A 21,156-nucleotide genomic window follows, 5' to 3' on the forward strand; every position below is an offset into this window, starting at 1 on the left:
GGTGGGAGGGTGCGGGAGGTGGGGGGTTGGGCGCGCAGTTCCCCGCGCCCCTTTGTGGGTGCGGGGCTAGGCGCCGTGGGGACGGTGCGGGAGGTGGGGGACTGGGCGCGCAGTTCCTCGCGCCCCTTTGTGGGTGCGTGGCCGGGCGCTGTGGGGAGGGTCTGGCTGGCGCGGACGAGTCTGGTGCGGGGGGTGGGGATCTGGGGGTCCTGGGGGGTGTCCTCGGCGGAGAGGGCGAGGCTGAAGGCGGGGACCATGAGGAAGGCCATGGCGTCCTCGATCAGCAGCGGGGCCGCGGTCTCCGGCACGGTCCAGGCGACCAGGAAGGCGTCGGTGCCCTGGCCCGCGCCGAAGTAGCGGGCCAGCAGCAGGTCGCGGAACAGGCCGAGCAGCGAGCCGCCGGCGCTCATCACCGCGGTGATGCCGAAGGCCCGGGCCAGGACCGAGCGGGTGCGGCCGCGGGCCTCGGTGGGGCGGGGTGCGGTCAGGGTCACGGTGCGGCCTTCCGGTCCGCACCGAAGGTGCCGTACGCGGCCAGGCCGAAGACCACCGAGACCAGCACCGTGGTGGTGCCGCCGATGTCGGCGTAGAGGAAGTCGACGAGCTGCCAGACCAGCAGGCCGAGCAGCGCCGCGCCCAGTCCGCCGCGTTCGCGCAGGGTGCGGCGGACCGTGCCCAGCAGCAGCGACAGGAAGAGCACGGCGAAGGCGGTGAGGCCGACCAGCCCGTCCTCGCTGAGCAGCAGCAGGTACATGTTGTGCGGGGAGAGCAGCGGCTCGCGGGAGTAGCCCGCGCCCGCGCCGCCGGTGTCGCTGCCCGAGGACAGCCGCAGCGGGGCGTGGCCGTCCCGGTACTGCGGGAACTCCTTGGGTCCCACCCCGGTCACCGGGTGGTCCCGCCAGATCCGGCCGGCCGTTGTCCACAGGTCGTAACGGTCCGTCACCGAGTGGTCCGGGGCGGCGCCGGCCACCGTGGTGATGGAGCCGAGCCGCGCGGCGACACTGGCTCCGCCCAGACCGAAGCCGCCGACCAGGACCACGGCAGCGGCGGCGGCGAAGAGCGCCCCGCGCAGCGCGAGCCGGACGTCGGCCAGGACCAGCGCCACGACGGCGGCGCAGCCGGTGGCGATCCAGCTGCCCCGGCTGAAGGAGACGGCCAGCGGGAAGACCAGTACCGCCGCGGTCAGGCCGAGCAGCCAGCAGGCCCGGCGGCGGCCCGCGCGGCGGGCCTCCAGGGCCAGGCCGAGGGCGGCCAGCAGCCCGTAGCTGACCACGGCGGACATGGCCATCACGTCCTGCGCCCCGAAGGTGCCGACCGCGCGGGCGCTGCCGCCGTCGTAGGAGGCGCCGGTGCCGGTGAGGAACTGCTCGGCGCCGACCGCCCCCTCGATCAGCGCGGCGGCCACCATCGCGCCCAGCACCAGCACCAGGTCCCGGCGCTCGCGCAGGGCCAGCAGCACCGCCAGCGGGACCAGGACGAACACCTGGATCAGCCGGACGAAGCCGGACAGGCTCTGGGACGGGTCCTGGGAGGCGATGGTGGAGGCGGCCACCGCGACGGCGATCACGCAGAACAGCACCGCGGCGCGGGTCGGCAGCAGCGCCCGTCCGGCGCGGAACGCGGACAGCACCCGCAGCCCGCAGACGGCCACCAGCCCGACCGAGGCGACATCGGCCGGGGTGACGTGGACGGCCGCGGTCACGTCCTGGTTGCCGAGCGGAACGCAGACGAGCAGCACCGTCAGCGCCGCGAGGGCGCTGGGACGGCGCAGCAGCGCCAGCAGCGCCTCCCGCCGTCCTGGCGGTGCGCTGGGTTGTGGCTGGGCCTGCCGCGGCTGCGGCACGCTGAGAAGGGTCACCGCGGAGTCAGCTCCCGTCGGACTGGAGCACCGAGGAGATGGTGCGCAGCAGGATCTTGACGTCCTGCCAGAGGCTCCAGCTCTCGATGTAGTAGTTGTCGAAGCGGGTCCTGTCCTCGATCGAGGTGTCCCCGCGCAGGCCGTTGACCTGGGCGAAACCGGTGATGCCGACCGGCACCCGGTGCCGGTCGCGGTACTGCGGGTAGGCCTGGGCGAAGCGGGTCACGAAGTAGGGGCGCTCGGGGCGGGGGCCGACCAGGCTCATCTCGCCGCGCAGCACGTTCCACAGCTGTGGCAGCTCGTCCAGGGAGGTGCGGCGCAGGAAGCGGCCGATCGCGCTCATCCGCTGGTCCTGGGAGATGTTCCAGCGGGTGGCCGACTCCTGCTCGTCGGCCGGGCGCAGGCTGCGGAACTTGAGCACGGTGAAGCTCTCGCCGTCCAGGCCGATCCGCTCCTGACGGAAGATCACCCCAGGGCCGCCGTCGATCCGCACCGCGATCGCGCAGGCGGCCAGGATCGGCGAGGCCAGCAGCAGGCCGAGGCCGGCCAGGCCGGCGTCGACGGCGCGCTTGACCGCCCAGGAGGGCCGGCGCATCGCGGTGGGCCCGAGCCGCAGGCAGGGGAACCCCCAGAGCTGGTCACCGACCGCGGTGCGGCGGTTGCCGTACTCGAAGGCGCCGAACTCCGGGAAGCCGGGCACGAACCAGACGTCGCAGCCGTGGCCCGCGCTGGTCCGCAGGGTCTGCGCCACCTCGGTGTCGTCGGCGCCGCCGGAGGTGAGGATCACGTCCCGGATGCCCTGCGCGGGGATCTCCAGGTCCAGCACCGCCGGGCCGCCGAGGACCGGGACGGCGGAGTCGACCGGGAGGAAGATCGGCTCCGGGTCGATGAAGCCGACCGGGCGCAGCCCGTACTCGGGGTGGTCCAGCAGGGCGGCGGCGATCCGCTGGCCGATGTGTCCGGCCCCGGCGATCAGGGTCGGCCTGGGCCGGCGCCGGCGGCGGCGCCGCACCAGGGCGTAGACGGCGCCGCGGCCCAGCACGTCCAGGCCGAGGTGGCAGAGCACCAGTGCGACCAGCAGCCGGAGGTCCACCGGGACCACGGAGAGCCAGAGGCCGTGCAGCCCGCGGTCCAGGGTCAGCGCCAGCGAGACGGCGACGGCCGCCCGGGCCGCGAGCGAGGGGATCTCGTCGAGGACCGAGGGCGCCAGCCGCAACCGGTAGAGACCGCCGTAGGAGTTGAGCATGACCAGCACCGGCAGGATGACGCAGGCCGCCCAGAGCACCCGCAGCGGCTCCCCCGAGCCGAGCAGGGCCAGGGCCAGGACGGGTGCCACCGCGTCCACGGCGAGCAGGGCGGCGGGGATCCCGGTGCCGGGGCGGCGCCGGCGGCGCGCGACGGGCGCGGCGGCCGTCGCGGGGCGCTCCACGGCGCCGGTCGGGGAGGGCAGTTGGGCCGTGCTCATGGTCCCGGTGGTCGTCGGCCCGTTCGGAGTCGGCACAGTGGGGCGCGGCAGTTCGTTGTTGTCAATGGTGGTCATCCGCGCACGTACTCCTCTGCTGTGTGCCCATGGGGACGGGGCCCTCCCGAAGCCCGGGCTCGGTCGAGGTAGCACCTGCCGCCGCGATCGACGACTCGGCCCGATTGCGACAAAAGGAATGAAGCAGGCAAATACGACAGTACAGAATGTCTCCAGTCGTTTTCTCAGCCGACGTGCTCATTCACACCGATGAGCATTAGTCAGATTTTCCGGCTGGAATTCGCGCGGCCGAGCCGCCCGCCGCGGGCGCCGGAATGCGCCGCTCGGCGACCACTTCCTGATACACCGTCAGTACCGCCGCACGGGTCGCTCTCACGTCGTGGTGTTCGGCCATCCGTTCCCTGGCCCTGGCTCCGGCCGCGAGGCAGGCGACCGGATCCGCCAGCCGGGCCGCGAGCGCCTCCCGCAGGGCGTGCTCGTCGTCTACCGGCAGCAGCGTCTCGCCCGGCTCCAGGCACTCGCGGGCGCCGGCCACGTCGGTCAGCAGCACCGGGCAGCCGCAGGCCATGGCCTCCAGCGGGACCAGCGCCATGCCCTCCCAACGGGACGGCAGCACCAGCAGATCCGCCGCCGCGTACCAGTCCCTGGGGTCCTCGGTGCGGCCCGCGAAGACCACGCTGCCGGGGTCGGGCAGCCCGGCGGCCAGCGCCTCCAGCGCGGCGCGCTCGGGGCCGTCGCCGACCAGGGCGAGCCGTGCCCCCGGGATCCGGGCCGGGATCGCCGACCAGGCCCGCAGCAGGACGTCCTGCCCCTTCTGCCGGCACAGCCGGCCGACGCAGACCACCAGCGGGGCGGCGTCGCCCGGACCGTCCCGGCCCTCCGGCCCGGGCCCGGACAGCCCGAGCAACTCCCTGGCCCGGTCCTGCAACGGCAGCCGGACCGGGTCGAAGCGCTCCAGGTCCACCCCGTTCGGGGCCAGCGCCCAGCGTCCGCGCACCCCGGCGGACTCGCCCTCGGCGCGCTCCTGCTCGCTGACGCACAGCAGCCGGTCGGTCCAGCGGACCGCCCAGCGCTCCCAGAACCGCGAGGCGGCCGCCAGCGGTCCGCCGACCGCGGCGAACGACCAGGCGTGCGGCTGGAACACGGTCGGGAAGACGCCCCGGACCGCCAGCCGTCCGGCCAGGCCCGCCTTGGCGCTGTGCAGGTGCACCAGGTCCGGGTGGGCCTCGGCGACCAGCCGGCGCAGCGCGGCGACCTCGCCCGGCAGCCCGGGGCCCGGGGCGCGGACCGCGGTCCAGGGCAGCACCGTCGCGCCCACCGCCTCGGCCGCGTCGGCCAGCGGACTGCGCGGCGGGCAGGCCAGCAGCACCCGGTGGCCGTCCTCGGCCTGCCCCCGGAGCAGGTCGACGACGACCCTGGCGACACCGCCGTCGACGGGTTGGGAGACATGAAGAATGGTCAGGGGCACGACGCGCAACCTACGGGCCGTGAGTCGTGCGTGCGGCATTCCCTCACCCCCAGGAATGAGTAACTCCACCCGGGAGGGTGACGCACCGGATTGCCGCGTAACTATGTACGGAAGTGATTACCGGGGCTTTCCGTCCGCCCGGAAATGACGCCGCCCCGGATCGGGACGGCTCAGTCGTCCAGCCGGTGCGAGAGATGGAGGTCCCGCTCGGTGTGGCCGTCCTCGATCCGCAGCGCGGTGGCCACCGGCGGGTAGCCGCTGGCGATCACGGTGTACTCCCCCGGCTCCAGGTCGGTGAAGCGGAACTGGCCGTCGGAGCCGGTGGTGGCGGCGGCGACCACGGTGCCGGTGGAGTCCAGCAGGGTGACCCTGGCGTCCTCGACCGCGTGCCCGGCGCTGGTGCGCACTGTCCCGCGCAGGGTCCCGCTGCCGGCCATGGCGACGTCCTGGCGGGTCTCGCCGCTGGGGGCGACGTCGACGGCCAGGGCGGCCGGCCGGTAGGCGCGGGCGCTGACGGCCAGGGTGTAGCGGCCGCAGACCAGGTCGCGGAAGTGGTACGCGCCGTCCGAGTCGGCATGGGTGGTGGCGGCGACCTCGCCGCGGGCGTCGGTGAGGGTCACCGTGGCGTCGGCGACCGGCGCGCCCTCGGCGCTGCGGACCGCGCCGGAGAGCCGTCCGGTGCCGCCCAGCACCACGTCCAGGTCGACCGGACGGCTGCCCACGGTGACGGTGACCGCCTGCGGCTGGTGGCCGGGCGCCGCGGCGATCAGCACGTAGTTGCCGCCCCGGGGCGCGGCCAGGGTCCAGCGGCCGTCCTGGCCGCTGCCGGCCCGGGCCACCTGCCGGCCGTCCATGTCGATCAGGGTCAGCACGGCGCGCGGCACTCCGGTCCGGTCCGGCTCCAGCACCGAGCCGCTGACGGGAGTGCCGGGCGCACCGGGGACCCCGGCGGTGTCCAGCGGGGAGGACGAGGACTGGTGCGGCACGGGGGCCTCCTGCGCGGACGGCTGGGCGGACGGCTCCGCCTCGTGGGGGAAGGCGGCCTCGTAGGGGAGGCCGTCGTCGGTACGGGCCTGCGAGGCCGCGTGGGTGACCAAGGGTTTCTCCTTGAGCAGGAAGGCGAGCAGGAATCCCAGCGCCAGGACCGGCACCAGGTAGAGGAAGACCCGCGGCATCGCGGCCGCGAAGGAGTCGACATAGGCCAGCCGCAGCGGGGTCGGCAGCGACCGGACCAGCTCCGGGGTGATCGAGTCGGTCGGCGGGACGCTGCCGGAGGCGACGGCGAGGTGCGCCAGCCGCTGCTGGAGCTGGTCGGTCAGCCGGGAGTTGAACAGCGTGCCGAAGACCGCCGCGCCGATCGAACCGCCGATCTGGCGCAGGTAGTTGTTGGCCGAGGTGGCCGCGCCCAGGTCGCGCGGGGCCACCGAGTTCTGCACCGCCAGCACCATCACCGGCAGCGCCAGCCCGACGCCCAGGCCCAGCACCGCCATGCCCGCGCTCTGCACCAGGTAGGAGCTGTCCGCGTGGAGCAGCCCGAGCATGGCCATCCCGGCGGTGGACAGTGCGCCGCCGACGATCGGATAGAGCCGGTAGCGGCCGGTGCGGCTGATCAACTGGCCCGAGACGACGGAGGCGACGACGATGCCGCCCATCATCGGCAGCATCTTCAGACCGGAGACGGTGGCGCTGGCCCCGTCCACCATCTGCAGGAAGCTGGGCAGGTAGCTGGCCGCGCCGAACAGGGCGACACCGACCACCACGCCGATGGCGCCGGAGACGTTGAAGACGCTGTCGCGGAACAGCCGCAGCGGGATCACCGGCTCGGCGGCCCGGCGTTCGGCCAGCGGGAAGAGCAGCAGCGACAGCACCGCGCCGCCGATCAGCCCGAGGATCACCGGCGAGCTCCAGGCGTACTGGCTGCCGCCCCAACTCGTGGCCAGGACCAGGCAGGTGCCGGTGGCCGCGAGCAGCAGCGAGCCCAGCACGTCCAGCCTGGGCCGGCGTTCGCCCTCGGCCCGGCGGCGCTTCGGCTTGAGCACCAGCGAGGTGACCACCAGCGCGACCAGGCCCAGCGGCAGGTTGACGTAGAAGCACCAGCGCCAGCCGGGACCGTCGGTGAACCAGCCGCCGAGCAGCGGGCCTGCCACCGAGGAGAGCCCGAACACGGCGCTGATCAGGCCCATGTAGCGGCCGCGCTCGCGGGGCGAGACGACATCGCCGATGATCGCCTGGACGCCGATCATCAGCCCGCCGCCGCCGATGCCCTGGATCGCCCGGAAGGCGATCAGCTCGTCCATGCTGTGCGCCCAGCCGGAGAGCGCGGAGCCGATCAGGAAGACCGCGATGGCGAACTGGAACACCGACTTGCGGCCCAGCAGGTCGCCGAGCTTGCCGTAGACCGGCAGGCCGACGGTGGAGGCCAGCAGATAGGCGGTCACCACCCAGGACATGTGCTGCAGGCCGTGCAGTTCGCCGACGATCCGTGGCAGCGCGGTGGCCACGATGGTCTGGTCGAGAGCCGCGAGCAGCAGCGCCATCATCAGTCCGGCGAACACCAGCCGCAGTTGACGCGGGGTCAGGTCGGACTCGGCGGCGACGGCGCCGGACCTGGCCGACGTCGCGGCAACGGGTGTCGCGGGAGCGGTGGTTTTCTTGGCCGGACGGCTCGTCTGGGTCACGGACATGGCACGGATCATTGCATTGACCACGCACCGCCCTCGAACTGGTCATACGATCAGTTCGAGGGCGGTCGAGGTGCTGAATTCGTCCAGCTGACGCCATTACCAGCGGAAATGTGACGCCATGTCGATTAGTGGCGAAACTCGCTTCGTCGACATTTGCGTCAGGTTCACTCCTGCGGGATATCCCTCGTCTCTGTGTTCCCCTCCAGGACCAGTTCGTCGCTGTGGCCGTCGGGCCAGCGGACCACGACCCGGTCGCCCTCCACGGCGGCCTCCGGTGCCGGTCCCGCGGCCTCCGCCGAGCGCCCCAGGGCGACGGCGGCGACGTACACGCTGCCGACGCGGACCCCGGGGCCGGTCTCCAGGAAGGCGACGGCGGCGTGCGGGGCGAAGGAGGTGCGCCCGGTCGACGCCCGCACCCCGGCGCGCAGCCCGTCACCGTGCAGCGCGACCACCACGCCGAGCAGCCCGTCCGGCGCCTGCACCCGGGCCCGTCCGGCCTCCGGCTGCACCGAGGCGGTGGGCGGCTCGGCCCCGGCCACCGCCCAGCCGCCGATCCGCAACCGGCTGCCCGGGGCCGGCTCCCCGAGGATCCGGACGGCGCGCACCTCCCAGGGGCCGCGGAGCAGCGATCCGGTGCTGAGCCAGGGGCCGTCCGCGGTGTCGGTCTGCGGCCAGCGGGCCCGGTGCACCGAGCGGTCCGCCCCCAGCCGGTGCAGCGGGCGCCGGTGCGAGGGGCGGCCCTCGGCGTCCAGCAGGGCGACGTACGAGTCCAGCGGGCCGCCGCCGGGCAGGTCCAGGTCCGGGCTGGAGGGATGGACCGCACCGTCCGCGTCGGTGGCCGGACCAGGGCCGCCGAGTTCCGGGCCGGTCGCGGTCGAGTACGCCCAGCGGCAGTAGAAGGGGTCGTAGGAGTGCTGCCCCGCCCCCGCCCGGTCGTCGGCGTGGTCGGCGCCGTGGTTGGCGATCCGGACGATGCCGTCGGCGCGGGTGCCGCTCGCCACCCAGCCGGGGGCGTGCAGGGTGCGGACGAAGTCGCCCCGCTCGACCGGCAGCGGCTGCTCCACCGCGGTCCAGACCGGATGGTCGGCCGGCAGCAGCAGCCCGGCGAAGCCCTTGCTGGCCCAGTACGGCGAGGCCGGCCCCGAGTAGCTCTGCCGCAGCGGCAGGTGCTCGCCGTACCAGCCGAGCGGCAGCAGCCCGTTGCCGTCCAGGCTGCCCCGGTCGACGAAGTGCCTCAGCATGCCGCTGCCGATCCGCCTGGTCAGGCCCGGTTCCAGGGCCTGCGCCCGGAAGACCTGGTCGGCCCAGAACGCCGCGGCGGCGGCATTGCGGTAGGTGAGCGAGCGGCCCTGGTGCAGCGGGGCCCCGTCGGCGCCGACCAGGTGCTGAAGGTCCGTCAGGTAATCGCGCAGCCGGGACCGGTAGCGGTCGGCCAGGCCCGGCTCGGCGTCGGCCCCGGAGATCCGGCAGTACCAGAGCGGGTAGAGGTGCATGGCCCAGCCGCTGTAGTGGTCGAAGTTGCGCCGCGGCGGGGCGGTGCCGGCCCCGTCCGCGTACCAGCCGCCGCCGGCGTACCAGCTCTCGGTGCGGTCGATGGTGTGCTCGATGTCGGACGGCTTCCAGGGGCCGCCGACCGAGCGCAGGAAGGACTCGACCACGGCCTGGAACCAGACCCAGTTGTTGTCCGGGACCCAGGCGCCGACCATCTCGGCGAGCCAGTCCACCACCCGCCCCTGCACCGCGGGGGTCAGCCGGTCCCAGATCCACGGCCGGGTCTCGTGCAGGCCGAGCGCGATCGAGGCGGCCTCGACCTTGGCCTGGTTGCAGTCGGACATCCGCGGCCAGCGGTCCGCCGCCGCCGGATCGGTGCCGGCCGCCAGCCCGGCGGCGTAGCGGTCGGCGAGTTCCTGGGTACCGTCCGCGCCACCGGCCCCGGCGATCCGGAAGGCAGCCAGCAGGAAGGTCCGCGCATAGCCCTCCAGCCCGTCGCTGTGCCGCCCCGAGCCGCTGGGCGGGCCGGGGAGGTGGATCAGCGCCCGGCCCGGGGTGGCGTACCGCTGGACCGCCGTCAGCATCCGGTCGGCCGTCCGCTCCCAGTGGGCCCGGGTCCAGCCGGTGTACGGCGACAGTTCCCGGTCCTCGTCCGGTAGTTGAAGATCCGTCAGTCGTGGGTCGGTCATCGGAGGCCTCCTTCGGCCAGGCCGCGGCGCCACCAGCGCTGCAGGGTCAGGAACAGGATCAGCAGCGGCACCACCGACACCGCCGAGCCGACCACCACCATCCGCAGGTAGTCCGGGTTCTGCGAGGTGGACGAGTTCCAGGTGAACAGGCCCAGGCTGGTGGTGAACAGCCGCGAGTCGGTGAGCATCACCAGCGGCAGGAAGAAGTTGTTCCAGATCGACACGAACTGCATCAGGAAGATGGTCAGCGCTCCCGGGCCCATCAGCCGCAGCCCGACCGTGAAGAAGGTGCGCAACTCCCCCGCGCCGTCCACCCGGGCGGCCTCCAGCAGTTCGTCCGGGATCGAGCCCGCCGCGTAGACCCGGGCCAGGTAGACCCCGAACGGGTTGGCGGCGACCGGGATCAGCACCGACCAGACGGTGTTGGTGAGGTGCACCCCGGAGAACAACAGGTACAGCGGCACGGCCAGCGCCGTCCCGGGCACCAGCACCCCCGCGACGACCAGCCCGTAGAGCTTCTCCCGGCCGGGGAAGCGGTACTTGGCGAAGGTGTAGCCGGCCATCACCGAGGCGAGCGTGCCGAGGCCGGCCCCGGCCCCGGCGTACAGCACGCTGTTGAGCAGCCAGCGCGGGTAGACCCCGCCGTCCTGCGCGAACAGGTCGCGCAGATTGGCCCAGAGGTGGAAGCCGGACGGCGCGAAGCCGTTGCTGCCGTACAGGTCGGGCAGGGTCTTGGTGATCGCGAACAGCAGCCACACCAGCGGCAGCAGGGTGTAGAGGCCGGCGACCGCGCAGACGCCGAGGTTGAGGCCCCGGCCCAGCGGGCTGTGCCGTACCCGGCGCGGCGCCGGCCTGGCCGGACGGACGGCCCGGGACGACGGGGCGGACGGACGGGCCGGCGGGTTGAGGGTGGTCATGAGTCCGCCTCCTGGGACGACCGGTCCACCCGGCCGACGAGCTTCATGGCGAGCAGCGACAGCACCCCGGCCACGGCCGCCAGCAGCAGCGAGACGGCTGCCGCGTAGCTGTAGTCGTTGGAGTTGAAGGCCTCCGAGAAGGCCAGCAGATTGGGCGTCCAGGAGGCGGTGACGGTGCTCCCGGCGCTGCCCTGGAGGATCTTCGGCTCGGTGAACAGCTGCAGCGAGCCGATGATGGTGAACAGCCCGGACACCACCAGCGCCGGGCGGATGTGCGGGACCTTGATGCTCAGCGCGGTGCGGATCTCGCCCGCCCCGTCCAGCCGCGCGGCCTCCAGGACGGACGGCGAAACGCTCTGCAGCGCCACGTACAGCAGCACCGAGTTGTAGCCGATCCACTGCCACAGCGAGATGTTGACGATCGATCCGAGCACGCTGCCGCTGGAGAAGAAGTTGACGTGCAGTCCGATGTCGCCCAGCCAGGAGGTGAGCGGGCTCAGCCCCGGGGTGTAGAGGTAGACCCAGATCAGTGCGGCGATCAGCCCCGGCACGAAGTGCGGCAGGAGCAGCAGGGCCTGGAAGAAGCGGCGGGCGGTGGTCAGCGCGCTGTCCAGCAGCAGGGCCAGGACGAGTGAGACCGCCAGCATCAGCGGCACGTCGATGACGGCGTACAGCAGCACCCGACCCAGGCCGTCCAGGAAGCGGGAGTCCTGGAGCGCGCGGGCGTAGTCGTGGAACCCGGCGAAGGCGAGATGGGAGCCGTTCCAGCCGAGGCCGGTGAAGCGCTCCCGGAACAGGCTCAGCACCAGGCCGTAGACCAGCGGGGCCACGAACGCGATGACGAAGAGGAGCGCGAACGGGGCCAGCAGCAGCGGGATGTGCAGCCTTCGGCGAGCACGGGCGCGGGTGGGCGCGGGGACGGACGCGGCCTGGGGTGGGGACGCGGTCAGGGCGGACAAGGCAACTCCTCCTTGGCGTGCGGGGGCGCGGGGCGCGCGGGTGGGCGGGGGCTCAATCGCTGACGTTCATGCCTCGTTCGCGCAGGTCGGCGCGGGTGGTCCGCTCCCAGGAGTCCAGCGCCGAGCGCAGTCCGCCAGGTGCGGTCATCGACCCTGCCAGCGCGTCGTTGAGGTCGCTGAGCGACTGGGCCATGTCGGGTCCCCACTGCCAGGCGGTGCCGACGGTCTGGCTGGCCCGCGCGGCGACGTCGAAGAGGGAGGTGCCGGTGTAGTAGGTCTGGGTGCTGTCGAAGACCTGCTTGGCGACCGGGATGCTGGCCAGCGCCGCCGGGTAGGCCCCCGGGCTGACCGGTTCGACGGCCTTGATGGAGTCGGGGCTGTTGGACACCCAGTCCAGGAACTCCATGACCTGCGCCGGGTGCTTGCTGCCCTTGAGCATCACCATGGTGGAACCGCCGTTGGTGCCGTCGCCGGCCGGCTGCCCGGGCCACTGCGGCATCGGCGCCACCGCCCACTTCCCGGCCTCCTTGGGAGCCAGCCGCTGCAGGTAGGCCGCGCTCCAGGGCCCGCCGATGGCCGTGACCAGGTTCCCGGCCTGCAGGTCGGCGGTCCACTGCTGGGCGTACGCGGGCTCGTTGGCGACCAGGCCGCCGCTGACCAGCGGCTGCCAGAAGGCGGCCACCCGGTCGCTGGCCGGGTCCTGGGTGGAGACCTTCCAGGCGTCGCCGGGGGTGCTGAACCACTGGGCCCCGGCCTGCCAGGCGAGTCCGGCGAGCAGCGCGCTGTCACTGGTGGAGAAGGCGCCGATGACCGCCTTGGGGTTCTGCCGGTGGATCGCCTTCGCGTCCGCCGCGTACTGCGCCCAGGTGGTGGGGACGGTGAGGCCGTACTTCGCCAGCAGGTCGGTGCGGTAGTAGAGCACCATCGGGGCGATGTCGCGGGGCAGGCCCCAGACCTTGCCGCCCTGGTCGACCATGCCCCAGACCCAGGCCGGGTACCTGGACTCCAGGTCGGCGCCGCCGTAGGGGGTCAGGTCCTGGATCGCGCCCTGGGTGGCGAAGGCGGGGAGCTCCGGGTACTCCACGGTGGCGGCGTCCGGCGCGTTGCCCGCCCGCACGGCGGTGAACATCTTGGAGTAGCCGCCGGAGGTGCCGGCCGGGATCTTGCTGAGCACGACCCGGACATCGCTGTGGGTGGCGTTGAAGCGGTCGACGACCTGCTGCATTCCGCCGAGCCAGGTCCAGTAGCTGATGGTGGTCGGACGGTTGGCGCCCGCGCTCGCAGCACCGGACCCGGATCCGCAGGCGGTGAGCAGCAGGCAGCAGACGGCCAGCAGCGCCCCGGCGAGACGGCGGGGTGCGGACGTCCGCTGTGACGCGTCCGGTGACGCGTCCGGTGACGCGTCCGGTGGCGTGTCCCTGGTGTGCATCGGCTCTCTCCCCTCGAGTAGCCGCTCACGATGCCCAGCAATCCGCAATGCGTCAACAGCTTCAACCAAGAAACCCAAGAATCTGCTATTTTCCGTAACGGGGCAGCAGTTCAGGCAGGGAACGAGCAGGATCGGTCCCGGACGGGATGGAGGGAACGTGCTCGCACAACAGCGGCATGACTACGTACTGGAGCAGCTGCGCACCCACGGGGCGGTCCGGGTCGCCGACGTGGTCAACGGCCTCGGGGTGTCCGACGGCACTGTCCGCAGGGATCTCGAACTCATGGAGCAGCAGGGGCAGTTGACCAGGGTCCGGGGTGGCGCCGTACTGCCCGGCGGATCCGGATCGGCCGCGGTGGATCCCGCCGGCGCCGAGGCGACCGTGCCGGCGATGCCGGCCGAGGGCGCCGTCGTCGGCATGCTGGTGCCCTCGGCCACGTACTACTACCCCGAGGTGCTCAGGGGCGCGCGCAGCGCCATCGCCCGCGCCGGGGCCCGGCTGGTCCTCGGCGTCACCGACTACGACCCCGGCCGCGACCTGGACCAGCTCCGCGACCTGATCCGCTCCGGCTGCGACGGGCTACTGGTCACCAGCGCCGGCGGCCCGGTGATCCCGGCCCCGGTACGGGAGTTGCTGGACCGCTCGGGCCTGCCCTACGTACTGGTCGAGCGGCGCTCGGCGGCCGCCTTCGACCACGCCGAGTGCGTGCTCAGCGACCACCGCCAGGGCGCCTACCGCGCGGTGGAGTACCTGGCCGGTCTCGGCCACCGCCGGGTCGCCCTGTTCACCGTGTCCACTCCCACCGCCCGCCCGGTGACGGAGGGTCATGCCGAGGCGGTGCGGCTGCTGGAGCTGGACCCGTCGGCGCCGCGGCACATCGCCGAGGAGGGCGCCGACCGCATCGCCGCGGTGGACGCCTTCGTCCGCGACTGCCGCGCCTCGGCCGCCACCGCCGTCCTGGTCCACTCCGACCAGGAGGCGATCCTGCTGGTCCAGCGGCTGCGGTCACTGGGTGTGCGGGTCCCCGAGGACCTCTCGCTGATCGCCTACGACGACGAGGTCGCCGCTCTGGCCGAGGTGCCGCTGAGCGCGGTGGCACCGCCCAAGTTCGAGGTCGGCCGCACCGCGGCCGCGGCGCTGCTGGACCGGCTGGGCAGCCCGACCGACCTCCCGGTCCGGCAGACCGTGCTGCAGCCCCGGCTGCTGGTCCGGGACTCCACCGGGGCACCGCCGGGAGCCGGGGCGGTCACGGCGGCAGGGTCCGGGGCGAGCGCCGCGGCGGCCGCCGTATGAGCCGACCGCTCGCCGCCCTGGCCATGCGGCCCGCCGTCGCCCCGGTCCTCTTCGACGCCGGGGCCAGGCGACGCCTGAACGGCCTGGTCGACCTGGGCCCCGACCCCGACCTGGTGCTGGACGAGTTCGACTCGCCCCGTGCCCGTTCCGTGCTGGCCGGCGTGGAGGTCCTGGTCACCGGCTGGGGCTGCCCGCTGCTGGACGAGGCACTGCTCCACCACGCCCCCCGGCTGCGAGCCGTGGTGCACACCGCAGGGACCGTCAAGAACCATGTGACCGAGGCCTGCTGGCGCCGCGGGCTGCAGATCACCTCGGCCGCGGGGGCCAACGCCGTGCCGGTCGCCGAGTACACCCTGGCCGCCATCCTGTTCAGCAACAAGCAGGTGCTGGCCACCCGGGACGGCTACCGCAGGACCCGCGAGCGCGCCACCGACTGGCACGTCCGGCTCGCGGGGGCCGGCAACTACCGCCGCCGGATCGGCATCGTCGGCGCGTCCAGGATCGGCCGCCGGGTCGTCGAACTGCTGCGCCCCTTCGACCTGGAGGTGCTGCTCAGCGACCCGTTCCTGGACCCTGACGAGGCGTCACGGCTCGGGGCCCGGCTGGTGCCGCTGCCCGAACTGTTCGGCAGCAGCGACGTGGTGAGCGTGCACGCGCCCTGGCTGCGCAGCACCGAGGGCCTGGTGTCGCGGTCCCTGCTCGGCTCCATGCCGGACGGGGCGACGCTGATCAACACCGCCCGCGGCGCACTGGTCGACCAGCCGGCCCTGGAACGGGAGCTGGTCTCCGGCCGACTGAACGCGGTGCTGGACGTCACCACCCCGGACCTGCTGCCGTCCGGCTCACCCCTCTACGACCTGCCGAACGTGCTGCTCACCCCGCACATCGCCGGCTCCATGGGCGGCGAGCTGCACCGGATGGCCGACTTCGCCCTGGACGAGCTGGAGCGCTGGACCAGGGGTGTGCCCTTCGTCGACCCGGTCCACCCGGACGCCTGGGACCGGACGGCCTGAGGGGCTGAGGGGGGCTGGCCCGAGGGGCCGTCAGGCCTGCTCGGCCAGGGTCGGCGCCAGCTCCTCCAGGGCCCCGGTCACGATCGCCCGCATCGCCCGCTCCGCAGCCGCGGCGTCCTGCGCGCAGACCGCCTCGGCGACCTCGCGGTGCAGCGCCACCGCGTAGCGGGCCGGGTGGTGCGGCATCAGCTCGTGCTCGGTGCGCCCGGTGAGCACCGCCCCCACCGCGTCGGCCAGGTGCGCGAACATCTCGTTGCCGGAGGCGCGCAGCACCAGTGCGTGGAACGCGATGTCATGCCGCAGGAACTCCTGCAGGTCCCCGCTCCGGGCGGTGACCGTCAGCTCCACCGCGAGGGCGCTCAGCTCGCGGCAGTGGTCCTCGGACGCCTGCGCCGCCGCCAGCGCCGCGGCCACCGGCTCCACCGCGATCCGCAGCCCGCCCAGCGAGCTCAGCTGCGCCGCCCGGTCCGCCCCGGCCAGCCGCCAGCGGATCACCAGCGGGTCGAACACGTCCCAGGCCTCGCGCGGCTGCACCGTGGTCCCCACCCGGCGGCGTGAAGCGACCAGCCGCATCGCCTCCAGCACCCGGACGGCCTCCCGGACCACGGTCCGGGACACCCCGTAGCGCGCCTCCAGCTCCTCGCTGCGCAGCACCGTGCCCTCCGGGATCTCGCCGGAGGCGATGGCAGGCCCGAGGTCCGCGAGCAGGCGGCCGTGCAGGCCCTGAATCTCCATGGGGTCAGGCTATCCGGACCCGTGGGGACACACTCGTATGACGATTGAATCTCATCCACTTGAATAAGTCATACCTTTGGAGTCATAGTCCTCCCATGGCTTACAACGTCGTCGTCATGGGCGTCTCCGGTGTCGGCAAGACCACCGTCGCCCGGCTGCTCGCCGAACGCGTCGGCCTCCCCTACGCGGAGGCCGACGACTTCCACCCGCCCGCCAACATCGCCAAGATGTCGGCCGGGACGCCGCTCGACGACGCCGACCGCCAACCCTGGCTCGAAGCCATCGGGGCCTGGCTGCAGCAGCAGAACGTCGCCGGTGTCGGCGGCGTGGTCACCTGTTCCGCGCTCAAGCGCCGCTACCGCGACACCCTGCGCGTCGCCTGCCCGGACATCTGGTTCCTGCACCTGGCCGGCGCCCATGACCTGGTCGCCGACCGGATCGGCCACCGCACCGGCCATTTCATGCCGGCCTCGCTGCTCGACTCGCAGTACTCAACGCTCGAACCGCTCGCCGCGGACGAGCAGGGCGCCGTACTGGACGTCGGACCGACCCCCGACCAGCTCGTCGACGCGGCGGTCCGCCTGCTCACCGCCTCCTGAGCAGCCCCCGACCGGCCCCCTTCCCACCCCGCACCCTTGTCAACGGAGACAACGCGTGACCCTCCTGCTGGCCGCCGACGCGGCCCTCCCCCACAGCGGCAGCGACGCCCGACTGGTCACCGCCATGCTGCTCGGCATCGCCGTGATCGTGGCTCTGATCAGCTGGCTCAAGCTGCACCCCTTCCTCGCCCTCACCCTGGGCTCGGGCGTGCTGGCGGCCGTCGCCGGCGTCCCCTTCGACAAGCTGATGAACAGCTTCTCGACCGGCTTCGGCGCCACCGTCACCAGCGTGGGGCTGCTCATCGGACTCGGCGCGATGCTGGGCAAGCTGCTCGCCGACTCGGGCGGCGCGGACATCATCGCGGACACGGTGCTGGCCCGTTCCGGCCCGCGCTCGATGCCCTGGGCGATGGGGCTGATCGCGGCCGTGCTCGGGCTCCCGCTGTTCTTCGAGATCGGCGTGGTGCTGCTGGTCCCGATCGTGGTGCTGGTCGCCCGGCGCGGAAACCTCCCGCTGCTGCGGGTCGGCATCCCCGCGCTGGCCGGGCTCTCGGTCCTGCACGGACTCATCCCGCCGCATCCCGGCCCGCTGGTCGCCGTGTCGGCGCTGCACGCCAACCTCGGTGTGACGCTGGCCCTCGGCCTGCTGGTCGCCGTGCCCACCCTGGTCGTCGCGGGCCCGCTGTTCGCCCGCGTCGCCGAGCGCTGGGTCGGCCCGCTGGAGCTGCCGGCGGTGGACCAGGGCGAGGCGGAGGCCGAACAGGTGGACCGCCGCAGGCCGGGCTTCGGCGCGACCCTCGGCACCATCCTGCTGCCGGTCGTGCTGATGCTGGGCAAGGCCCTGGTCGACATCACCGTCGACAACCCCACCGCCACCCCGCAGCGCATCCTCGACTTCGTCGGGTCCCCGCTGATCGCGCTGCTGCTGGCGGTGCTCGTGGCGATGGTCACCCTGGGCCGCGCGGCCGGCTTCGACCGGGGCCGGATCTCGGCCACCGCGGCGGCCGCACTCGGCCCGATCGCCGGGATCGTCTTCATCGTCGGCGCCGGCGGCGGCTTCAAGCAGACCCTGGTGGACGTGGGCGTCGGCAATGTGGTCAGCAGCTGGGCGACCCATCTGCACATCTCGGCGCTGCTGCTCGGCTGGCTGATCGCGGTCCTGATCCGGGTCGCCACCGGCTCCGCGACGGTCGCCACCATCACCGCCGCCGGGATCGTCGCCCCGCTGGCGACCGGTATGAGCACCGCCCACACCTCGCTGCTGGTACTCGCCATCGGCGCCGGATCGCTGTTCTTCTCGCACGTCAACGACGCCGGCTTCTGGCTGGTGAAGGAGTACTTCGGGATGAGCGTGGGTCAGACCCTCAAGTCCTGGTCGGCGATGGAGACGCTGATCTCGGTGCTGGCGATAGCCCTGATCATGCCGCTGAGCCTGCTGGTCTGACGCGGTGACGGGAGCCCGGCCCGGGCTCCCGCTGCACGGCCGGTCAGCCGACGGAGGACGCCAGGCGCTCCAGGACCTCGTTGTTGATCCGATTCAGGCCCTTGGGCGCGAAGGTCCGCTCGAAGAAGCCGCCGACCCCGCTCGCGCCGGCCCAAGTCGTCTCGACGACGACCTTGGCCCTGCCCTCGCCGGCCGGGGTGACCGTCCAGGTGACCACCATGCTGGAGTTGGCGTCCGTCTCCACCAGCTGACCCGGCGTGGGCTCGGTGACGGTGAACAGGCAGTCGCGCACCCGCTTCTCGGTCGCCTGCAGCTTCCAGTGCACAACCGTGCCCGCGCCCTTGCCGCCCTCGCGTACCTCGTACTCGCTGAACTGGGCCGGGAGGATCGCCCCTCGGGACGACTGGTAGTCGGCCAGCACGTCGAAGACCCGCTCCGGCGACGCGTCCAGCACCCGCTCGGTGACCGCGTAGACCTGGCCCATGGTTGTACTCCTCAAGCTCACTGTGCGTTCCTGCTTACCCGGAAAGACAACCATCGCGCGGCCCGCCGTCCAAACCGGGGCGGCCCTGCCGCGGCCGTCGGGCGTGCTGCGATGATGTCCGCCATGACGACCACCTGGGACGCGGCCGCTTTTGACGCCTTCGAACGGTCGGGCTGGGTCGGCCGGAGCGATGCCTACCAGCGCGGCTTCGCCCGGCTGACCGCCCACACCGTGGAACCGCTGCTGGACGCGGCAGAGGTGGGCTCCGGCACCGCGGTGCTGGACGTCGGCACCGGGCCGGGCATCGTCGCGGCGGCGGCGCTGGCGCGCGGCGCGGTGGTCACGGCAGTGGACGCCTCTCCGGAGATGGCCGCGCTGGCGGCGGCCACCTGCCCCGGCGCGGAGGTGCGCACCGCGGTCCTCCCCGAACTCCCCTTCGCCGACGCCTCGTTCGACGCGGTGGTGGGCAACTTCGTGATCAACCACCTGGGCGATGCGGCGGCCGGGCTGGCCGAGCTGCAGCGGGTGCTGCGGCCGGGCGGCCGGATCGCGCTGACCTGCTGGGAGCGGGAGGCGATGCGCGCCACCGCGGTCTTCGGGGAGGCCGTCGCCGCCGCGGGCATCCCGCAGCCGGACGACCTGCCCTCCTCGGGGCTCTTCCTGGCGGGGGCGACCGACCGTGCCGCCGCCTTCGGCGACCTGCTCGCCACCGCCGGATTCGTCGACGAGCGGTCCCGGCGGGTGGAGTGGGACCACCGGGTGGACCCGGACGCCTGGTGGGCCGCCGTGGTCGCCGGGACCCCGCTGACCGGCTCGCTCATCGTCCGCCTGCCGGACGGCGTGGTCGCCGGGATCAAGCAGCGCTACGACGCGCTGGTCGCGCCGTTCGCGCAGGGAACCCCGGGCCAGGTCGCCCTGCCCGCCGTCGCGGTGCTGGCCACGGCCCGCAGGGCGGGGAGCCCGCTCAGCACCGACGAGATCCTGGACATCGTCGACGCCGAGGACAACGTGATCGGCCGGGCCCCGCGCGGCGAGGCCACTGCCAAGCGGCTGCGCCACCGCTGCGTCTTCATCCTCGCCAGGGACGCCGACGACCGGATCTTCGTGCACCGCCGTACCGCGGAGAAGCTGGTCTTCCCCTCGATGCACGACATGTTCGTAGGCGGCGTCGTCGGGGCCGGCGAGAGCTACGACGAGGCGGCGAAGCGGGAGGCCGAGGAGGAGCTGGGCGTCTCCGGCCTCTCCCCGGTCCCGCTGTTCCGCTTCCTCTACGAGTCGCCGGAGCACACCTGGTGGTCCGCCGTCTACGAGACCAGGACCCCGACCGAGGTCGCCCCGCAGCAGGAGGAGGTCGCCTGGCACACCTTCCTGACCGAGGACGAACTCGCGTCCCGCCTCAGTGAATGGGCCTGGGTCCCGGACGGCCTGGACGCCTGGCGGCGGCTGACCGCCTGGCGCAACGCGGAACCCGCCGACTGACGACCACTCAGGCCCGGTCCTCGTCCAGCCGCAGCGCCGCCCGGGTCAGCCTGCGGCAGGCGCCCAGGTCGCCGAGCGCGTCGGTGCTGTCGACGAACTGGTCGATCCCGCCGGCCAGCGGCAGGGCCCGTACCGCCGGGTCGTCCACCGTCTCCAGCAGGGCCGCGGTGAAGCGTTCGGCGTGGACCACCGGGAACGGGCGGCCGTGGTAGCGGCGGACCGAGGGGTCGACGGTGGCGCAGAGGGCGAGCCGGTTCTGCCAGGCGCCCGCCAGAGCGGCGGCCTCGGCCACCGCCCGCTGCCGGTCCGACGGTGCGTCGGCCCCGAGTGCGGTGCGCAGCGCCGCCGCGATCGGCGCCGCCTCCGGCAGCCGGGCGAAGGCCGTGCCCAGCCACTTGCTGTAGGGGGCGTACCGGCGCGCCAGCAGCAGGCACAGCCGGACGACCTCCCTGGCGAGCCGTGCCGCGACCACCCGGCTGCCCAGTTCGTCGCCGACCTCCGCGGCCCGGCCGACGAAGGCCTCCTCCTGGGAGATCCGCTGCCACTGGCAGGCCAGCAGATAGCGCCAGACCTCGTCCGGGTACCAGGCGAGAGCGGCGCGGGCGTCGGTGAGCCGGCCGAGGCCGTCGTGGTAGACGGCGCCCGCGGTGACCTCCAGCAGGCGCTGGCCGGGGACGGCCAGCCAGTCGAGCAGGCCGGGCCGGTGGTCGAGCGGGTCGAAGCCCAGCGCGCCGGACAGCCAGTCCGCGGTCCCGGCGACATCGATGCGGTGGTTCACCGGCCCGGTGGTCGGTGTCATGACCTGCACCCGTTCGCCCGGCGGGGCGAAGTTGGTCGGCCATCCGCGGACCTCCTGGGGCAGCCGCTCCGCGAAAAGCCGGCGCAGGGCGGCGCCGTGCACGGCGGCGTCCTCCGGACGGAGCAGCAGTTGCAGCCGCGGGCCCCAATCATGGTCGGCCGAGCGCTCCGTGTCGTAGCCAAGCACCTCCGACCCCGACCCGATCCGGGCCGCCGCGTACGGCATCCCCGGGCACGCCTCGTCCAGCAGCGGACGGACCGCCTCCCGGTAGAGGATTCCGCACAGCTCCAGCCCCGGCAGGAAGGTCGCAGTCATGGGCGGGAGCGTAGGCGCT

The 21,156-nt window shown here is 73.5% G+C and carries 16 protein-coding genes and 2 pseudogenes; 6 read left to right on the forward strand and 12 right to left on the reverse strand.

All coding sequences use genetic code 11. The features are described from left to right. The 9 genes and pseudogenes from IF29_RS42615 to IF29_RS0133550 form a co-directional block, all read right to left on the reverse strand. Window positions 1-494 (reverse strand): annotated as a pseudogene (locus tag IF29_RS42615) (hypothetical protein); the annotation flags it as partial. After that, on the reverse strand, window positions 491-1,858 hold the full coding sequence (locus IF29_RS0133515) for an O-antigen ligase family protein (RefSeq protein WP_232242711.1): 1,368 nt from the start codon (window positions 1,856-1,858) through the stop codon (window positions 491-493). The gene IF29_RS0133515 and the pseudogene IF29_RS42615, both read right to left, overlap by 4 nt. Window positions 1,859-1,865: 7 nt before the next feature. Beyond that, window positions 1,866-3,398 carry a sugar transferase gene (locus tag IF29_RS0133520; protein ID WP_051726362.1) on the reverse strand — a complete coding sequence of 511 codons (1,533 nt, stop codon included), beginning with the start codon at window positions 3,396-3,398 and terminating at the stop codon, window positions 1,866-1,868. A 196-nt stretch (window positions 3,399-3,594) separates the two neighbouring features. After that, window positions 3,595-4,845, reverse strand: coding sequence for a glycosyltransferase (locus tag IF29_RS0133525; RefSeq protein WP_030263102.1), 1,251 nt, complete (start codon window positions 4,843-4,845; stop codon window positions 3,595-3,597). Window positions 4,846-4,976: 131 nt separating this feature from the next. Then, window positions 4,977-7,490 (reverse strand): MFS transporter, encoded by a 2,514-nt coding sequence (locus IF29_RS0133530; RefSeq protein ID WP_232242712.1) that lies wholly within the window; start codon window positions 7,488-7,490, stop codon window positions 4,977-4,979. Between the two features lie 164 nt (window positions 7,491-7,654). After that, window positions 7,655-9,670, reverse strand: coding sequence for a DUF2264 domain-containing protein (locus IF29_RS0133535; protein ID WP_051726364.1), 2,016 nt, complete (start codon window positions 9,668-9,670; stop codon window positions 7,655-7,657). After that, window positions 9,667-10,587, reverse strand: a complete 921-nt coding sequence (locus tag IF29_RS0133540) for a carbohydrate ABC transporter permease (protein ID WP_030263109.1) — start codon at window positions 10,585-10,587, stop codon at window positions 9,667-9,669. The genes IF29_RS0133535 and IF29_RS0133540 overlap by 4 nt, the downstream gene beginning before the upstream one ends. Beyond that, complete coding sequence (locus IF29_RS0133545; protein ID WP_232242713.1) at window positions 10,584-11,546, reverse strand: carbohydrate ABC transporter permease; 963 nt, start codon at window positions 11,544-11,546, stop codon at window positions 10,584-10,586. Before IF29_RS0133545 ends, IF29_RS0133540 begins: the two co-directional genes overlap by 4 nt. Window positions 11,547-11,598: 52 nt before the next feature. After that, window positions 11,599-12,975, reverse strand: a complete 1,377-nt coding sequence (locus tag IF29_RS0133550; RefSeq protein WP_051726365.1) for an ABC transporter substrate-binding protein — start codon at window positions 12,973-12,975, stop codon at window positions 11,599-11,601. Between the two features lie 157 nt (window positions 12,976-13,132). Here IF29_RS0133550 and IF29_RS0133555 point away from each other — a divergent pair, with 157 nt between their 5' ends. Further along, window positions 13,133-14,269 (forward strand): substrate-binding domain-containing protein, encoded by a 1,137-nt coding sequence (locus tag IF29_RS0133555; protein WP_037597581.1) that lies wholly within the window; start codon window positions 13,133-13,135, stop codon window positions 14,267-14,269. Then, window positions 14,266-15,282 carry a hydroxyacid dehydrogenase gene (locus tag IF29_RS0133560; protein WP_030263120.1) on the forward strand — a complete coding sequence of 339 codons (1,017 nt, stop codon included), beginning with the start codon at window positions 14,266-14,268 and terminating at the stop codon, window positions 15,280-15,282. Before IF29_RS0133555 ends, IF29_RS0133560 begins: the two co-directional genes overlap by 4 nt. Window positions 15,283-15,312: 30 nt before the next feature. Here the strand turns inward: IF29_RS0133560 and IF29_RS0133565 are convergent, their stop codons facing one another. Further along, complete coding sequence (locus IF29_RS0133565; protein WP_030263123.1) at window positions 15,313-16,017, reverse strand: FadR/GntR family transcriptional regulator; 705 nt, start codon at window positions 16,015-16,017, stop codon at window positions 15,313-15,315. 95 nt (window positions 16,018-16,112) lie between these two features. On the opposite strand from IF29_RS0133565, the gene IF29_RS0133570 reads away from it, so the two are divergent. Beyond that, the gene (locus IF29_RS0133570) at window positions 16,113-16,616 is read left to right on the forward strand and encodes a gluconokinase (RefSeq protein ID WP_030263127.1); all 504 of its coding nucleotides are present in this window, start codon (window positions 16,113-16,115) and stop codon (window positions 16,614-16,616) included. A 55-nt stretch (window positions 16,617-16,671) separates the two neighbouring features. Further along, complete coding sequence (locus IF29_RS0133575; protein WP_030263130.1) at window positions 16,672-18,060, forward strand: GntP family permease; 1,389 nt, start codon at window positions 16,672-16,674, stop codon at window positions 18,058-18,060. Between the two features lie 43 nt (window positions 18,061-18,103). Here the strand turns inward: IF29_RS0133575 and IF29_RS0133580 are convergent, their stop codons facing one another. Beyond that, complete coding sequence (locus IF29_RS0133580; protein ID WP_030263133.1) at window positions 18,104-18,544, reverse strand: SRPBCC family protein; 441 nt, start codon at window positions 18,542-18,544, stop codon at window positions 18,104-18,106. Between the two features lie 123 nt (window positions 18,545-18,667). Between IF29_RS0133580 and IF29_RS48105 the strand changes: the two are divergent. Together IF29_RS48105 and IF29_RS47115 are read left to right on the forward strand one after the other, a co-directional pair. Next, a pseudogene (locus IF29_RS48105) lies at window positions 18,668-19,105 on the forward strand (class I SAM-dependent methyltransferase); the annotation flags it as partial. 372 nt (window positions 19,106-19,477) lie between these two features. Next, window positions 19,478-20,023, forward strand: a complete 546-nt coding sequence (locus tag IF29_RS47115; protein ID WP_037597611.1) for an NUDIX hydrolase — start codon at window positions 19,478-19,480, stop codon at window positions 20,021-20,023. A gap of 7 nt (window positions 20,024-20,030) precedes the next feature. Here the strand turns inward: IF29_RS47115 and IF29_RS0133590 are convergent, their stop codons facing one another. Beyond that, entirely contained in the window at window positions 20,031-21,137 is a 1,107-nt protein-coding gene (locus tag IF29_RS0133590) for a DUF4037 domain-containing protein (RefSeq protein WP_030263140.1), read from the reverse strand. Window positions 21,138-21,156: the final 19 nt, after the last annotated feature.

Origin of the sequence: Streptacidiphilus jeojiense (assembly GCF_000719095.1) — a bacterium.
Lineage (GTDB): Bacteria > Actinomycetota > Actinomycetes > Streptomycetales > Streptomycetaceae > Streptacidiphilus > Streptacidiphilus jeojiensis.

Coding starts and splice junctions, on each gene's coding strand:
- IF29_RS0133520 (WP_051726362.1), bottom strand. CDS start 3,398: ATGACCACCATTGACAACAACGAACTGCCGCGCCCCACTGTGCCGACT.
- IF29_RS0133525 (WP_030263102.1), bottom strand. CDS start 4,845: ATGCCGCACGCACGACTCACGGCCCGTAGGTTGCGCGTCGTGCCCCTG.
- IF29_RS0133530 (WP_232242712.1), bottom strand. CDS start 7,490: ATGTCCGTGACCCAGACGAGCCGTCCGGCCAAGAAAACCACCGCTCCC.
- IF29_RS0133535 (WP_051726364.1), bottom strand. CDS start 9,670: ATGACCGACCCACGACTGACGGATCTTCAACTACCGGACGAGGACCGG.
- IF29_RS0133540 (WP_030263109.1), bottom strand. CDS start 10,587: ATGACCACCCTCAACCCGCCGGCCCGTCCGTCCGCCCCGTCGTCCCGG.
- IF29_RS0133550 (WP_051726365.1), bottom strand. CDS start 12,975: ATGCACACCAGGGACACGCCACCGGACGCGTCACCGGACGCGTCACCG.
- IF29_RS0133560 (WP_030263120.1), top strand. CDS start 14,266: ATGAGCCGACCGCTCGCCGCCCTGGCCATGCGGCCCGCCGTCGCCCCG.
- IF29_RS0133565 (WP_030263123.1), bottom strand. CDS start 16,017: ATGGAGATTCAGGGCCTGCACGGCCGCCTGCTCGCGGACCTCGGGCCT.
- IF29_RS0133570 (WP_030263127.1), top strand. CDS start 16,113: ATGGCTTACAACGTCGTCGTCATGGGCGTCTCCGGTGTCGGCAAGACC.
- IF29_RS0133580 (WP_030263133.1), bottom strand. CDS start 18,544: ATGGGCCAGGTCTACGCGGTCACCGAGCGGGTGCTGGACGCGTCGCCG.
- IF29_RS0133590 (WP_030263140.1), bottom strand. CDS start 21,137: ATGACTGCGACCTTCCTGCCGGGGCTGGAGCTGTGCGGAATCCTCTAC.